12 protein-coding genes and 2 tRNA genes are annotated in these 16,567 nt (G+C 45.0%); all 14 read left to right on the forward strand.

Features of this window, described 5'->3' with window-relative positions; translation table 11 throughout:
* Positions 1 to 84: 84 nt before the first annotated feature.
* On the forward strand, positions 85 to 2,001 hold the full coding sequence (gene dnaK / locus C3B55_RS01605; RefSeq protein WP_129210886.1) for a molecular chaperone DnaK: 1,917 nt from the start codon (positions 85 to 87) through the stop codon (positions 1,999 to 2,001).
* A 314-nt stretch (positions 2,002 to 2,315) separates the two neighbouring features.
* The gene (gene dnaJ, locus C3B55_RS01610) at positions 2,316 to 3,440 is read left to right on the forward strand and encodes a molecular chaperone DnaJ (RefSeq protein ID WP_129210888.1); all 1,125 of its coding nucleotides are present in this window, start codon (positions 2,316 to 2,318) and stop codon (positions 3,438 to 3,440) included.
* A 10-nt stretch (positions 3,441 to 3,450) separates the two neighbouring features.
* Complete coding sequence (gene dapB, locus C3B55_RS01615; protein WP_129210890.1) at positions 3,451 to 4,257, forward strand: 4-hydroxy-tetrahydrodipicolinate reductase; 807 nt, start codon at positions 3,451 to 3,453, stop codon at positions 4,255 to 4,257.
* 258 nt (positions 4,258 to 4,515) lie between these two features.
* A complete protein-coding gene (gene carA, locus C3B55_RS01620; RefSeq protein ID WP_129210892.1) occupies positions 4,516 to 5,652 on the forward strand; it encodes a glutamine-hydrolyzing carbamoyl-phosphate synthase small subunit in 1,137 nt (378 codons plus the stop codon).
* Between the two features lie 111 nt (positions 5,653 to 5,763).
* Positions 5,764 to 8,985: a carbamoyl-phosphate synthase large subunit gene (gene carB / locus C3B55_RS01625; protein ID WP_129211879.1), complete on the forward strand. Its 3,222-nt coding sequence runs from the start codon at positions 5,764 to 5,766 to the stop codon at positions 8,983 to 8,985.
* Positions 8,982 to 9,458: a transcription elongation factor GreA gene (gene greA / locus C3B55_RS01630; protein ID WP_129210894.1), complete on the forward strand. Its 477-nt coding sequence runs from the start codon at positions 8,982 to 8,984 to the stop codon at positions 9,456 to 9,458. Before carB ends, greA begins: the two co-directional genes overlap by 4 nt.
* Positions 9,459 to 10,045: 587 nt before the next feature.
* On the forward strand, positions 10,046 to 10,690 hold the full coding sequence (gene rlmE / locus C3B55_RS01635; protein ID WP_129210896.1) for a 23S rRNA (uridine(2552)-2'-O)-methyltransferase RlmE: 645 nt from the start codon (positions 10,046 to 10,048) through the stop codon (positions 10,688 to 10,690).
* 189 nt (positions 10,691 to 10,879) lie between these two features.
* Positions 10,880 to 12,793 (forward strand): ATP-dependent zinc metalloprotease FtsH, encoded by a 1,914-nt coding sequence (gene ftsH / locus C3B55_RS01640; RefSeq protein ID WP_129211881.1) that lies wholly within the window; start codon positions 10,880 to 10,882, stop codon positions 12,791 to 12,793.
* Between the two features lie 8 nt (positions 12,794 to 12,801).
* A complete protein-coding gene (gene folP, locus C3B55_RS01645) occupies positions 12,802 to 13,653 on the forward strand; it encodes a dihydropteroate synthase (protein ID WP_129210898.1) in 852 nt (283 codons plus the stop codon).
* Positions 13,654 to 13,669: 16 nt separating this feature from the next.
* Positions 13,670 to 15,007 (forward strand): phosphoglucosamine mutase, encoded by a 1,338-nt coding sequence (gene glmM / locus C3B55_RS01650; protein ID WP_129210900.1) that lies wholly within the window; start codon positions 13,670 to 13,672, stop codon positions 15,005 to 15,007.
* A 66-nt stretch (positions 15,008 to 15,073) separates the two neighbouring features.
* Positions 15,074 to 15,829: a triose-phosphate isomerase gene (gene tpiA / locus C3B55_RS01655; RefSeq protein ID WP_129210901.1), complete on the forward strand. Its 756-nt coding sequence runs from the start codon at positions 15,074 to 15,076 to the stop codon at positions 15,827 to 15,829.
* Positions 15,830 to 15,832: 3 nt separating this feature from the next.
* Positions 15,833 to 16,162 (forward strand): preprotein translocase subunit SecG, encoded by a 330-nt coding sequence (secG, locus tag C3B55_RS01660; protein ID WP_129210903.1) that lies wholly within the window; start codon positions 15,833 to 15,835, stop codon positions 16,160 to 16,162.
* A gap of 77 nt (positions 16,163 to 16,239) precedes the next feature.
* Positions 16,240 to 16,322 (forward strand) — tRNA-Leu (locus C3B55_RS01665).
* Positions 16,323 to 16,427: 105 nt separating this feature from the next.
* Positions 16,428 to 16,504 (forward strand) — tRNA-Met (locus C3B55_RS01670).
* Positions 16,505 to 16,567 lie beyond the last annotated feature (63 nt).

Raw genomic sequence — 16,567 nt, forward strand, 5'->3', positions numbered from 1 at the left:
CACTTATAAATTCAAGCGTTTAAGTGCTACCGCAGTTATACCCACTGCTGCGGCAACTAAGTAAAAGTTTCTGGAGAGCAAATTATGGGCAAAATTATCGGTATCGACCTAGGGACTACTAACTCTTGTGTTTCTGTATTGGAAAATGGCACTGCGAAGGTTATCGAAAGCGCTGAGGGTGCACGTACCACGCCGTCTATCATTGCTTACGCTAATGATGGCGAAATCCTCGTGGGCCAGTCGGCTAAGCGTCAAGCTGTCACCAATCCGCACAACACTCTGTACGCTATTAAGCGTCTGATCGGTCGTAAGTTCAACGAAGAAGTTGTACAAAAAGACATCAAAATTGTCCCTTATAAAATTGCCAAGGCTAATAATGGTGATGCTTGGGTTGAGGTAAATAGCAAAAAGATGTCACCGCCGCAGATCTCGGCTGAAATCTTAAAAAAAATGAAGAAAACAGCCGAAGATTATCTCGGCGAAGCAGTGACTGAAGCGGTCATCACTGTTCCGGCTTATTTCAATGATAGTCAGCGTCAAGCAACGAAAGATGCTGGCCGCATCTCTGGTCTGGATGTGAAGCGTATTATTAACGAGCCAACTGCAGCTGCTTTGGCCTATGGTATGGACAAAGCTAAGGGTGACCACACTGTAATTGTTTATGATCTTGGTGGCGGTACTTTTGATGTTTCTGTGATCGAGATAGCTGAAGTTGACAGCGAGCACCAGTTTGAAGTACTGGCTACCAACGGTGATACATTTTTGGGTGGTGAAGACTTTGACATTCGTCTTATCGACTATTTGGTTGAGGAATTTAAAAAAGAAAGCGGCATGAATCTCAAAGGTGACCCGCTAGCTATGCAGCGCTTAAAAGAATCTGCTGAAAAAGCTAAGATCGAGCTATCCTCTGCTCAGTCAACTGAGGTAAATCTGCCTTATATCACTGCAGATGCTACCGGTCCTAAGCATTTAAATGTAAAGATTTCACGTTCTAAGCTAGAAGCTCTGGTTGAAGACCTGGTTCAGCGCACTATCGAGCCTTGCCGTATAGCGCTAAAAGACTCTGGTATCGACGTTGCTTCGATCAACGATGTGATTTTAGTTGGTGGGCAGACTCGCATGCCGTTAGTTCAAAAGCTAGTAACTGAGTTTTTTGGTAAAGATGCCCGCAAAGATGTTAACCCAGATGAAGCTGTTGCTATGGGTGCTGCTATTCAGGGTGCAGTACTAACTGGCGATGTAAAAGATGTTTTACTGCTAGACGTCAGCCCGCTAACTTTGGGTATCGAAACCATGGGCGGCGTGATGACTGCATTGATCGAGAAGAATACTACGATTCCTACCAAAAAATCGCAAGTATTTTCGACTGCTGATGACAACCAAAGTGCCGTGACCATTCACGTTCTGCAAGGTGAGCGTAAAAAAGCTGCTCAAAATAAGTCACTAGGTAAGTTTGATCTGGCTGAAATTCCACCAGCGCCACGTGGAGTTCCACAAATTGAAGTGACTTTTGATATTGACGCCAATGGTATCCTGCACGTTGGCGCTAAAGATAAGGCTACTGGCAAAGAACAAAAAATTACTATCAAGGCTAACTCTGGTTTGTCGGATAAAGAAATTCAACAGATGATTCGTGATGCTGAAGCTAACGCTGATGCTGATATTAAGTTTGCAGAGTTGGCTAGCGCACGCAATCAAGGTGATGCCCTAGTACACTCGACGCGTAAAATGGTTTATGAAGCTGGCGATAAAGTTACAGAAGACGAAAAAACCTCAATTGAGTCGGCTGTGGTTGCTTTGGAGGCAGCCATAAAATGCGATGATAAGGCTGCTATCGAAGCTAAGCGCGATGCGTTATCTACAGTCTCTGCACCAGTTGCTCAAAAAATATATGCTGAGCAAACCAAGTCGACAAAAAGCGCTGCACATCAGGCAACGCCTGAAGCCAAACACAACGATGTTGTCGATGCTGAATTTGAAGAAGTTAAAGACCAGCAGTAAGTTAACTACCAAGTTAACCGCTATTAAGTGGTGTCCAGTTAGGATGTTGCCGCGCGGGAGCTTGCTCCCGCGTTGGTGTATATGGGTATGCAAGTTTTATATTATGTGACAAAGTTATAGTGCTGTTTGGTGTGATCAAGAATTATTTTAATTTGCAATTAATAAATGCTGCGTTTTAGCCTTATCTATGGCAAAAGTAGTTACAATTAAGATTGTTAAATTGACGTGAGTTGGGTCTTAATCTGTATATAGCTCAACTAGTTTGGTAAGGCTCAGGAGGGTCTAGCTAAACGTCCTTAAGAGTGCAAAGACTTATGGCAAAGCGTGACTATTACGAAGTGTTGGGTGTAGAACGCGGCTCTAGTGAGGCGGACCTAAAAAAGGCCTATCGTCGTCTAGCGATGAAGCACCATCCGGACCGTAATCCGGATAGCAAGGAGTCCGAAGAACTGTTCAAAGAAGTTAATGAGGCTTATGAGTGCCTATCTGACCCTAAAAAGCGAGCGGCCTACGATCAGTATGGCCACGTCGGTGTAGACCCAAGCATGGGCGGTGGCGGTACAGGTTTTAGTGGTCAAAACTTCTCCGATATCTTCGGCGACGTATTTAGCGACTTCTTTAATAGTGGTCGTAGTGCCCAGCGTGGCGGCGCCCAGCGTGGCAACGACCTGCGCTACACGCTAGAGCTAAACCTCGAAGAGGCTGTGCGCGGCACTACGGTTAATATTCGTGTCCCTACGTTGGTAAGTTGTAATACGTGCAATGGTTTAGGTGCGAAGAAAGGCTCCTCACCAATAACCTGTTCAACCTGTGGCGGAATTGGTCAGGTTCGTATGCAACAGGGTTTTTTCTCAGTGCAGCAGACATGCCCGCGCTGTCATGGCCAGGGTAAAATTATTTCTGATCCATGTAATTCTTGCCATGGCGAAGGCCGCACAGAAGAATATAAGACTCTCTCTGTGAGTATACCGACAGGTGTAGATACTGGCGATCGCATTCGTCTATCTGGCGAAGGCGAAGCAGGCATTCAGGGTGGTCCTATGGGCGACTTGTACGTAATGATTAATGTACGTGAGCACTCGATCTTCCGGCGTGACGGCAAGCATCTTGCCTGCGAAGTTCCGATTAATTTTGTCGATGCAGCTTTAGGCGGTGAGCTTGAGATTCCCACCCTTGATGGTCGGGTCAAACTTAAGATCCCCGAAGGTACACAGACTGGAAAACAGTTTCGTATTCGTGGCAAAGGCGTTGCACCTGTGCGCGGTGGCGATACCGGTGACTTAATGTGTCGTGTAGTGGTAGAAACTCCAGTTAATCTAGGACGTCGTCAGCGTGAACTTCTAGAAGAGTTTCGTAACTCCCTAAAAAGTGATGACTCCCATTCGCCAAAAACTACTGGCTTTTTTGATGGCGTGAAGCGCTTTTTCGGCGATCTCTGAGAGAGTGAATATGCGACGTATAGCTGTAATTGGCGCTGCTGGGCGTATGGGTAAGAAGTTAATCAAAGAAGTACATCAGCGCTCGCTGGTTTCTAGGCTGACGGCGGCGATTATTCGCCCTGACAGCACATTAATTGGTATGGATGCTGGTGAGCTAGTTTCGCTAGGTCGCATTGGTATTTTGTTGTCTGGTAGTCTAGAGCATGTAGCTAATGAATTCGATGTGTTAATTGATTTCACTTTGCCTGATGTGATGATAAAAAATCTGATTTTTTGCCGTAAGGCAGGTAAGGCTATGGTGATCGGCACTACAGGTTTGAGTCAAGATCAGAAACATTTACTAGTGGAGGCGAGCACGGATATCCCAATCGTTTTTGCTGCTAACTTCAGTGTCGGTGTAAACTTGTCGCTTAAGTTGCTAGACCTAGCAGCACATGTGCTAGGTGATGAGGCGGATATCGAAATTATTGAGACTCATCATCGTCACAAGCTTGACATGCCGTCGGGTACTGCGTTACGCATGGGTGAAACGATTGCCGATGCCTTGGGTCGTGACTTATCGAAAGTTGCTGTTTACGGCCATGAAAGCCGCACAGGTACACGTGCGCGTGAAACTATCGGCTTTGCTGTCGTTCGCGGTGGTGATGTGATCGGTGATCATACAGTTTTATTTGCTACTGAAGGCGAGCGCTTAGAGATTACGCATAAAGCTTCTAGCCGTATGACATTCGCTAGTGGTGCGGTACGTGCTGCTCTTTGGTTAGAAAGTCGCAAACCTGGTTTGTATGATATGAGCAATGTGCTGGATTTACACTAAATAAGTAATTAGAACATAGTGTTAAGATTTTGTGATGCAAGGTTTTGCTGCTTCACTTATAAGCAGCACTTTATCGAAACCTATTGCTGTATCAGACTGAGTAGTAGAGGCGGACTAAAAGCTTGTTATATACATTGTAGCTTAGTTTTTTTACTAAAAACGTGCCTTTGATAAAGAATCTTAATGACGGGTTAATGCATCGCTCCAATTTTTATAACCTGTTATTACCTCTTCAGGCTTTATTTACGGGAGACCTTCTTGACTCAGCCAGCAATACTTGCCCTTGCTGATGGCGGTATTTTTCGCGGCAAAGCTATTGGGGTCGACGGTCAAACCGTTGGAGAGATAGTGTTTAATACCGCCATGACCGGTTATCAAGAAATTCTTACTGATCCATCCTACGCTAAACAAATTGTTACTCTGACTTATCCGCATATCGGCAATACCGGCACAACACCGGAAGACGTCGAGTCTAGTCGAGTCTGGCCGGCCGGGTTAGTGATTAGCGACCTGCCATTAGTTGCAAGCAACTGGCGTAACACGATGTCACTGTCTGATTACCTAAAAGCTAATCACGTTGTAGCGATCGCTGGTATTGATACGCGCCGCCTAACGCGTATTCTGCGCGAAAAAGGTTCACAAAACGGTTGTATTATGGCTGGAAATAGTATTTCTGAAGATGTGGCGATCGTTGCAGCGCAAGGTTTCCCTGGCCTTAAAGGCATGGATCTGGTGCAAGTCGTTAGCACTAAAAAGCAGTACGAGTGGCGTTCCACTGTATGGGATTTGAAGACCGATAGCCACGAAACCATTGCTTCTGCAGACTTGCAATACCATGTAGTTGCTTATGATTATGGCATCAAGTACAACATTCTGCGTATTTTGGTTGAGTGCGGTTGCCGTGTAACTGTGGTGCCAGCACAAACAAAGGCCAGTGATGTGCTAGCTCTACAGCCAGACGGTATGTTTTTGTCCAATGGCCCTGGTGATCCAGAACCTTGTGATTACGCTATTAGGGCAATCAAGCAAGTGCTGGAAACCGAAATTCCAGTATTCGGTATTTGTTTGGGTCATCAGCTATTAGCTTTAGCTTCCGGCGCCAAGACTTTAAAAATGGGTCACGGCCATCATGGCGTCAATCACCCAGTACAAAATCTAGACACTGGAGTTGTTATGATTTCTAGTCAGAACCACGGTTTTACCGTAGACGAAGCGACTTTGCCAGCCAATGTTCGCGTGATCTACAAATCGCTGTTTGATGGTTCTTTGCAAGGTATTGAGCGCACAGATAAAAGTGCGTTTAGCTTCCAGGGTCATCCTGAAGCTAGCCCAGGCCCGAGTGACGTAGCTTCGCTGTTTAGCCGTTTTATTAATGAAATGGCTAGGCGACGCTGAGTGAATGGTTTGTGCTATGTGGCAACTAATATCGTTGCTACCATCATAAACTCTGTAAAAATTGTTCAAGACGGATTACCAACTGAACCTGCTGATTTAAGTGATAAGCGCATGCCAAAACGTATAGATATACAAAGTATCCTGATTCTCGGCGCAGGCCCTATCGTGATCGGTCAAGCCTGCGAATTTGACTATTCCGGCACCCAGGCTTGTAAAGCGCTGCGCGAGGAAGGTTACCGAGTCATTTTGGTAAACTCTAACCCAGCTACCATTATGACTGATCCAATAATGGCCGATGCTACTTATATTGAACCAATTAAATGGCAAACCGTTGCCAAGATTATCGAAAAAGAGCGCCCTGATGCATTGCTGCCGACTATGGGTGGCCAGACTGCTCTGAACTGTGCTCTGGACCTTGAGCGTAAAGGCTGTCTAGAAAAATTTAGCGTAGAGATGATCGGTGCCAATGCTGATACAATCGATAAAGCTGAAGATCGATCGCGTTTCGACAAAGCCATGAAATCTATTGGCTTAGCATGCCCGCGTTCAGGTATTGCTCATAGTATGGCAGAAGCTAATGTGGTTCTCGAAACCTTAGGCTTTCCATGCATCATCCGTCCATCTTTCACTATGGGTGGTACGGGTGGTGGTATCGCTTATAATCGTGAAGAGTTCGAGGAAATATGTGCTCGTGGTTTAGATTTATCTCCGACTAAAGAACTGCTAATCGATGAATCCTTAATTGGATGGAAAGAATATGAGATGGAGGTTGTTCGTGATAAAAAAGACAATTGCATTATTGTCTGCTCCATTGAAAACATTGACCCGATGGGTGTGCATACTGGTGACTCGATTACTATGGCTCCCGCACAAACCTTAACCGATAAAGAATATCAGATTCTGCGTAACGCGTCAATTGCGGTATTGCGCGAGATTGGTGTTGAAACTGGTGGTTCTAATGTTCAGTTTGGTATCTGCCCAGATTCTGGTCGTATGGTTGTGATTGAGATGAATCCACGCGTATCCCGCTCTTCAGCATTGGCTTCGAAAGCTACCGGTTTCCCAATTGCTAAGGTCGCAGCTAAGCTGGCGGTGGGTTATACCTTAGACGAGCTGTCGAACGACATCACTGGCGGTAAAACCCCAGTGTCCTTTGAGCCGTCTATCGATTATGTTGTAATCAAACTGCCACGTTTTGCTTTTGAAAAATTCACCAATGCTGATGCGCGTCTGATTACTCAAATGAAGTCAGTTGGTGAAGTGATGGCTATCGGCCGTTCTTTCCAGGAATCCCTACAGAAAGCCTTGCGCAGCTTAGAGGTGGGTGTTTGTGGTTTAGACGAAAAGCTTGATTTGAGCAATCCAGAAAGCATGAGTGTACTCAGGCGTGAGTTGACTGTACCTGGCGCTGAGCGTATTTGGTACATCGCTGATGCGTTTCGTATAGGCATGACTGTCACAGATATCTTTGATATGAATATGATCGACCCGTGGTTCTTAGTGCAGATCGAAGACCTGATAAAAACAGAAGAGCAGGTTAAGATCTTGGGTTTAGCTAATATCGACCGCAGTATGATGTTCAGCCTCAAACGAAAAGGCTTTTCCGACCAACGCCTAGCTAAGTTAATTGGTATAACTGAAAAAAACCTGCGCATGCATCGTCATAAGTTAGAGATTTTTCCTGTCTATAAGCGTGTTGACACCTGCGCTGCTGAGTTTGCAACTGACACCGCCTACTTATACTCAACCTATGAGGAGGAGTGCGAGTCAGCGCCGTCAAGTCGCGACAAGATAATGATCCTGGGCGGTGGACCAAATCGTATTGGTCAGGGCATAGAGTTCGATTACTGTTGTGTGCACGCTGCTCTTGCTCTGCGTGAAGATGGGTACGAGACTATTATGGTCAACTGTAATCCAGCAACGGTGTCTACCGACTACGATACTTCTGATCGCTTATACTTTGAACCGGTAACTCTAGAAGACGTGCTGGAAATCGTGCGTGTTGAGAAGCCAAAAGGTGTAATCGTACAGTATGGTGGTCAAACTCCGTTAAGATTAGCTCGTTCTCTAGAGGCCGCTGGCGTACCAATTATTGGCACTAGCCCTGACGCTATTGACCGCGCCGAAGACCGTGAGCGTTTCCAGCAAATGGTTGAGCGTTTGAACCTGCGTCAACCATTAAACGCTACCGTTCGTAGCGAAGACGGAGCTATCCGTGCAGCCAGTAAGATCGGTTACCCACTGGTAGTGCGTCCATCCTATGTATTGGGCGGACAGGCAATGGAAATAGTTTACGAAGAAGAAGAGCTGAAGCGTTATCTGCGTGATACGGTAAAAGTCTCTAGCGACAGTCCAGTACTGTTAGACCATTTCCTTAACTGCGCTATTGAAATAGACATAGACGCGGTTTGCGACGGTAGTGATGTAGTAATCGGTGCAATTATGCAGCATATCGAACAGGCTGGCGTGCACTCCGGTGATTCAGCGTGTTCGCTGCCTCCTTACTCTCTGACAGCGCACATCCAAGACGAGATGCGTGAACAAGTTAAGAAAATGGCCTTAGAGCTTGGTGTTATTGGCCTCATGAATGTTCAGCTGGCGTTGCAAGGTGAAGATATTTACATCATCGAAGTCAACCCACGTGCTTCGCGTACCGTGCCATTTGTTTCTAAGTGTATAGGTGTGTCCCTAGCAATGATCTCTGCTCGCGTGATGGCTGGTAAGACCCTAAAAGAAATCGGTTTTACTAGAGAAATAATTCCGAACTTCTATAGTGTAAAAGAGGCGGTGTTTCCGTTTGCTAAATTTCCTGGTGTAGATCCGATCCTAGGTCCAGAAATGAAGTCTACTGGTGAAGTTATGGGCGTAGGTGATACTTTTGGTGAAGCATTTTCTAAAGCCCAGATGGGCGCCAGTGAAGTGCTGCCAACTGGTGGCACTGCGTTTCTTAGCGTGCGCGATGATGACAAATCATTAGTTGCAGGTGTAGCCCGTGATCTGATTAACTTGGGATTTAAAATTGTGGCGACTGTTGGAACCGCTAAGCTTATTGAAGCAGCGAACCTTCAAGTGTGTCGCGTGAATAAGGTAATGGAAGGCCGTCCGCATATTGTCGATATGATAAAGAATGACGAAGTTACGCTGATTATCAACACCACCGAAGGTCGCCAGTCGATCGCGGACTCCTATTCCATACGTCGTAATGCATTGCAGCATAAGATCTATTGCACTACTACTATTGCTGCTGGCGAAGCTATTTGCGAAGCGCTTAAGTTTGGTCCGGAAAAAACCGTGCGTCGATTACAGGATCTACACTCAGGATTGAATGCATGATTAAATACCCAATGACTGTCGAGGGTTTCAATGCCCTAAAAAAAGAACACGCCTACCTGATCAAAGTCGTACGTCCAAAGCTAAGTCAAGATATCGGTGCGGCTCGCGCGTTAGGTGATCTGAAAGAAAATGCTGAATACCATGCTGCTCGTGAGCAGCAGGGTATGGTTGAGGCACGTATTCGCAATATCGAAGGCCGTCTGCATAATTCAGTTGTTATTGATATTAAAACCATTCCGAAGACTGGTAAGGTGCTTTTCGGCACTACCGTGAAGATTATCAATGTTAAAACTGATGAAATTGTAGTCTATCATATAGTAGGTGAAGACGAAGCTGACTTTAAGCTAGGGAAGATTTCTAGTAGTTCACCACTTGCCAGTGCTTTGATTGCTAGAGCAGAAGGTGATGTAGTAGTCGTTAAAACGCCAGGCGGCTTAATCGAGTACGAAATCATTGAAGTTAATCACATCTGAAAGATGGTGCACGCTTTTGGCTGGCTTGTCATATGCACATTATGTGTTAGCACACTGCTGATCCATGGTTTGATTGGTTTGGTCATGCTACTGATTTATGAGCTTAATCAATATTAAGTGCACTGTTAATGAGCTTGATGATGATGCGTGTGATGCTCTCCCTAGGGTATTAGTATGAGTAAAAACTAAAAGTTTTGGGAAAATTAGTGAATAGCTCGATATATTTGCGACTAACTGCTGTTAGTTGATGTTAAAGTTCTTGCGATGACATAATACTGAATATATCGTAAGTACCTTACGCTATATCAGCTTTGCTAGTTTAATTATAGTCATTGCAATAGCAGCTAAGCGTGTTACGCGGTCAAGGATAATTGGACCTTAATTCTGATTTATTTGTTAGCGCTGAATGCGCTTTTAAGACTTGCTAATATATACTTAAACAATGACTATTATTGTGTCTTTTGTTCCTGAGTAAATGGTATAACTTATTTCTCTGTGTCTGATTTTTAAAGAGTGATATTTTAATGTACCACGAGTCACTATATGGCTCGCCTGGTTAATGACACCAAATTTTCGAGGTTTAGTCGGTGGCCCGTTCTAAAACTAGTCATCAGTGGCTTCAAGAGCATTTCAATGATCCTTACGTTAAAAAAGCGCAAAAAAACGGTTATCGCTCTAGGGCTAGCTACAAGCTATTAGAAATTCAGAATAAGGACAAATTGATTCGCCCAGGTATGAGCGTTATTGATCTTGGCGCAGCCCCAGGCGGCTGGTCCCAAGTGGTAAGTTGTCTAATTGGTGAGCGTGGTCGTTTAATTGCTTCTGACATACTGGAGATGGACAGTATTCCTTATGTGACCTTTGTTCATGGTGACTTTACTCAGAATATCTTACTTGCACAGATTTTTAAAGCAGTAGGAAATTCGCAGGTAGACCTTATAATTTCCGACATGGCTCCTAACTTGGTTGGCTTATCTACAGTCGATATGCCAAGAGTGATGTGCCTTTGTGATCTGGCGCTAAGTTTAGCCAGTCAGGTATTGCGCCCTGGTGGTGATTTTCTAGTAAAAATCTTTCATGGTGAAGGTTTTGATCGGTATTATAAAAATATAAACAAACTGTTTGACAAAGTACAGACGCGTAAACCTGCCGCTTCACGGAACAAGTCTAGAGAGCAGTACCTATTGTGTCGCGGTTTTTTAGGTATTTTAGCGAGTGAAGAGCGTTTTTAAGGAATTTATGATGGGCTTGATTTATAACGCTATCGTTACAAGGTTTTACGAATATTGTACATATAGATTTTTATAAAAGATTATAGACAACACCTGACAGAGTTTTAGGTTATGTAGTAAGTTAAATTAAAAAATTTAATGCGAAGCATGTACTCATATAAGGCCACAGGGGATAGTTAATTGAACGATATGGCAAAAAATTTGATCCTATGGTTGATTATCGCGGCCGTCCTAGTGATGGTGATGAATAATTTTTCTAGCACTCATGAGCCACAGAATATCAACTATTCTGACTTTATACAACAGGTTAAAGATGGCAAGGTGGAGCACGTAGCGGTTGACGGTTACGTGATTACCGGCAAGCGTAACGATGGTAACAGCTTTAAAACTATTCGTCCGGCAATCCAGGATAACGGCCTTATAGGGGACTTAGTAAACAACCATGTGGTGATTGAAGGTAAACAGCCTGAGCAGCAGAGTATTTGGGTTCAGCTTCTGGTAGCTAGTTTTCCGATACTGGTAATTATCGCTGCGTTTATGTTTTTTATGCGTCATATGCAAGGTAGTGCTGGTGGCAGGGGCGGCCCTATGAGTTTCGGTAAGAGTAAGGCGCGTCTTCTCCCTGAAGATCAAGTGAAAACTACCCTGGCTGACGTCGCAGGCTGCGATGAAGCTAAAGAAGAAGTCGGTGAGTTAGTGGAATTTTTACGTGATCCGGGTAAATTTCAGCGCCTAGGCGGACGTATTCCTCGCGGTGTATTAATGGTTGGTCCTCCGGGTACAGGTAAAACATTGATAGCTAAGGCAATTGCTGGCGAAGCTAAAGTAGCGTTTTTTACCATTTCTGGCTCTGACTTTGTTGAGATGTTCGTTGGTGTAGGTGCTAGTCGCGTTCGTGATATGTTTGAGCAGGCTAAGAAGCACGCTCCATGTATTATCTTTATTGACGAAATAGACGCCGTCGGTCGCCACCGTGGTGTTGGTATGGGGGGCGGTCATGATGAGCGTGAGCAAACCCTTAATCAATTGCTGGTTGAGATGGATGGCTTTGAAATGAATGACGGCATTATTGTCATTGCCGCGACTAACCGTCCAGATGTTTTAGATCCTGCGCTGTTGCGTCCAGGCCGTTTCGACCGTCAGGTTGTTGTCGGTCTGCCTGACATTCGTGGTCGCGAACAGATACTGAAAGTGCATATGCGCAAAGTACCCATAGGTGACGATGTAGCTCCAGCTGTGATCGCACGCGGTACTCCAGGTTTTTCTGGTGCTGACTTAGCTAATTTAGTAAACGAGGCTTCGTTGTTTGCAGCTCGTACCAGTAAGCGTATTGTTGAAATGAAAGAGTTCGAACTAGCGAAAGATAAGATTATGATGGGCCCTGAGCGTAAATCTATGGTCATGTCAGATAAAGAAAAACAAAACACCGCTTATCATGAAGCCGGACATACAATTGTTGGCCGCGTTGTGCCTGAGCATGACCCAGTATACAAGGTGTCAATAATTCCTCGTGGTCGTGCGCTTGGTGTTACGATGTTTCTTCCTGAAGAAGATCGTTACAGTCTTTCTAAGCGTGCCTTGATAAGCCAGATTTGCTCGTTATATGGTGGCCGAATTGCTGAAGAGATGACGCTAGGCTTTGATGGTGTCACTACTGGTGCTTCTAATGATATTATTCGTGCCAGTCAAATAGCACGGAATATGGTGACCAAGTGGGGTTTATCAGAAAAACTTGGACCTTTAATGTATGCCGAAGAAGAAGGTGGAGTATTCCTTGGTCGTAGCTGTGGAGGTCAAAGTGCACACTTCTCCAGTGAAACAATCAAGCTGATTGACTCTGAGGTACGCAGTATTATTGACCACTGCTATGGTATAGCGAAGCAAATTCTTACTGATAACCGCGATAAGCTTGATGTTATGGCTGATGCGCTGATTAGGTATGAAACTATTGATGTAGATCAGATCGACGACATTATGGCTGGTCGCATACCTCGTGAACCTCGAGACTGGGAAGACTCTTCAGGTACTTCAGATAATAAACTGCCGGTAGTACAAAATGAGCGCCACGAAGCTCCTATAGGTGGTCAGGCAGCTGATAATTAAGGTTTATTATGACTTCTGTCTTGTCCTCAACCCGATTGCCTTGTGGCAATCGGGTTCTTGATTTAGACCATACCCATGTCATGGGTATCTTGAATGTAACCCCAGATTCTTTTTTTGACAGTAGTCGCTTCAGTCAACTAGATGCTGCGTTGCGTCATGCTGAAGCAATGGTGGCGGCTGGTACAGCCTTAATTGATGTTGGCGGTGAGTCAACCAGGCCTGGCGCTCGAGTAGTTTCCTCTCTGGAAGAACTCGAACGAGTGTCGTCAATAGTCGAATTAATTGCCCATGAGCTAGATGTAATTATCTCTGTTGATACATCGAATCCTGCCGTGATGCGAGAGGCAGCAAGCTTAGGTGCGGGGTTGATCAATGATGTGCGCTCTCTTCAGCGCGATGGTGCTATGGATGCTGCGGTGGCAACTGGCTTACCCGTGTGTTTGATGCATATGCTAGGAGAGCCAGGCAATATGCAAGATAACCCGCATTACTATGATCTTATTGGTGAGGTTAGTGGTTTTCTTGCTGAAAGAATGGCGCAGTGTATCAATGCTGGTATTTCTCCTGAAAAGATTATCCTTGATCCAGGGTTTGGCTTCGCCAAGACAAGACAACACAATTTTAGCTTACTCAAACACATGGAATCTTTGTGTTACTTAGGTAGACCTCTATTAGTAGGTGTATCGCGCAAGAGCATGACAGGGTTTACGTTAAATCACCCTATTAGTGAACGGTTGTATGGTAGTTTAGCATTGGCGGCGCTTGCTGTGATTAGAGGGGCGCGTATTTTGCGTGTACATGATGTCGCTGAAACGGTGGATATTGTGCGCATGTTGACCGCAGTAGAGTCAGCCGACTAAAAAATAATGGAGTGTTATGACTAAAAAATATTTTGGCACCGATGGTATTCGTGGCCGAGTCGGAATATTTCCTATTACTGCTGAGTTTATGCTTAAGCTGGGGTGGGCAGCAGGTATGGCGTTTCGCAGCATGGGCGCTTGCCGCATCTTAGTAGGCAAAGATACCCGTATCTCTGGTTACATGTTGGAGTCTGCCCTAGAGGCTGGTTTGTCGGCAGCAGGTGCAGATGTGATGCTTTTGGGACCAATGCCAACACCAGCGATTGCTTACCTAACACGCACTTTACATGCTGAAGCTGGTATTGTGATAAGCGCTTCGCACAATCCTTATGATGACAACGGTATTAAGTTTTTTTCTGGCGATGGCACTAAGTTGCTGGATGAGATTGAACTAATAATAGAAAAATTACTAGATACGCCGATGACGGCAGTTAAGTCGAGTCAGTTGGGCAAAGTTTCGCGCATAAACGATGCTCCAGGGCGCTACATCGAGTTTTGCAAAAGCAGTGTGCCGGCTAGCATTAATTTTACTGGCCTCAAGATAGTTATCGATTGTGCTCACGGTGCGACATATAAGGTCGCACCTAGTGTATTTAGGGAATTAGGTGCTGATGTGACGTTGCTATCAGCACAGCCTAATGGTTTAAATATTAACCATAACTGCGGCTCTACTCATATGGAACAACTACAGACTGCTGTACTAGCTAAGCATGCGGATCTCGGTATTGCTTTTGATGGTGATGGTGACCGTGTACTTATGGTCGATCACGCGGGTGTTGTAGTTGATGGTGATGAGCTTCTGTTTATTATTGCTCGCGACTTATATGAGTGTAACAAACTGCAAGGCGGTGTAGTGGGCACTATGATGAGTAACTTGGGACTTGAACTGGCTATGGCATCGATGGGTATTCCATTTGTACGCGCTAATGTTGGTGACCGTTATGTCATCGCTGAGCTGTTAGAACGTAATTGGTTGGTTGGTGGTGAGAGTTCAGGGCATGTGGTATGCTTTCAGCATACCACTACAGGTGATGCAATTATCGCTGCACTGCAGGTTTTACTCTCTTTGTTTCGTCGTGAAGAGAGTCTTGCCCAGGCGTGTCAGGCTTTATGTAAGTATCCTCAGGTTCTGCTTAATGTACATTTTGCTAGTACGGAAAATCCTATTGAACATTCTGTTATTAAAAACGCTCATGAACGTATAACTCTCGCAATGGCTGGGCATGGGCGTGTGTTGCTTCGTAAATCCGGTACAGAGCCTCTAGTCCGCGTCATGGTTGAAGGTGAGGATGCAGCACAAGTTCGCCTTCATGCTGAAGAGCTAGCAAAACTAGTAACTGAAATTTATATCTGAATATAGCTTGCAAATGATAGTGTGATTAGGTAATATTTTCGTTAAATTTAATCGACGAGACACAATATGCGTCGAACTATGGTAGCTGGAAACTGGAAAATGCACGGTACCCGCTCCAGCATTGCTGAGTTGATCAATAGTCTTAGGTGCTTAGCTCTACCCAGCAGTGTTGATATTGCGGTATTCCCTCCCTGCTTATATATTAAGCAGGTTGTTGATGGCTTAAAAGGTAACCTGATCCAGGTTGGTGCGCAAAATTCTGCGGTAGAGCCCACGCAAGGCGCACTGACCGGTGAGATCTCACCTAGTCAGCTAGCAGATGCTGGTTGCTCTTATGTTATTGTAGGGCATTCTGAGCGCCGTCGAATGATGGGTGAGCATGATGGAATAGTCAATCGTAAGTTTGCGGCAGCACAGGCTTGTGGTTTGATTCCAGTTTTGTGCATAGGGGAAGCCCTCGAGCAACGTGAGTCTGGCAATACTCTTAAAGTTGTCTCGTATCAGTTAGGAAGCCTCATCAAGGAACTAGGTATGAGCGTATTTGCAAATGCGGTAATTGCTTACGAGCCAATCTGGGGAATTGGCACTGGGCTGACTGCCACACCACAACAAGCACAGGATGTGCACGCAGCTATCCGTACTCAGTTATCAGAAGAGACTTCTGAAATTGCACAAGGTATCCGGCTTCTATATGGAGGCAGTGTAAAAGCGGCAAATGCGGCTGAGTTATTCAGCATGCCTGATATCGATGGGGGGCTTATTGGTGGGGCCTCTCTGAATGCAAATGAGTTCGGCGAGATTTGCCGTGCTGCAGGAAACTGAAAAATGCTGGAAACAGTCGTAGTCATCTTTCATATGTTGACTTCTATAGGCATAGTTGCATTGGTCTTGTTGCAGCATGGTAACAGTGCTGATACTGGTATGTCCTTTGGCATAAGTGCTTCAAATTCCATATTTAGAAGTCAAGGTTCATCCACCTTTCTCAGTAAGATTACTGCTGTACTCGCCGCTGGGTTATTTATAACTAGCTTAGGATTAAACTACTTTGCTAAAAAGAAAGCCGATGCGCTTGCCCAAATAGGTCTTCCCAGCCAAATAGTGCTGGATATACAAAAAACAAAACCAGTTTCTGATGAAGCGCAAGCGTCTAAATAGCGTAAAGCAGCTACTTCAGCGACTGATATACTTTCAGCTCATCAGTAAAAAATCCAAATAGTTATAAAATTTGTATTGCCGAGGTGGTGGAATTGGTAGACACGCAACCTTGAGGTGGTTGTGCCTATATGGTATAGGGGTTCGAGCCCCCTTCTCGGTACTAATTTAAACTAGGTGGCAACTAGTCTATTGTAAGTTTTTGTAGGTAGACAGATTATATTGACCACATAAAGGGATTGGTCATACAATATCGCCACAGTTGTATCGCGGGGTGGAGCAGCCTGGTAGCTCGTCGGGCTCATAACCCGAAGGTCGTCGGTTCAAATCCGGTCCCCGCAACCAATTTTAACGTAGCCCCTTTTAAGGGGCTTTTTATTAGCCAGATGCTTTCAGTGTCGCTGTTCG

This window comes from Candidatus Pseudomonas adelgestsugas (assembly GCF_004124255.1).
GTDB classification, from domain to species: Bacteria; Pseudomonadota; Gammaproteobacteria; order Pseudomonadales; family Pseudomonadaceae; genus Aquipseudomonas; species Aquipseudomonas adelgestsugas.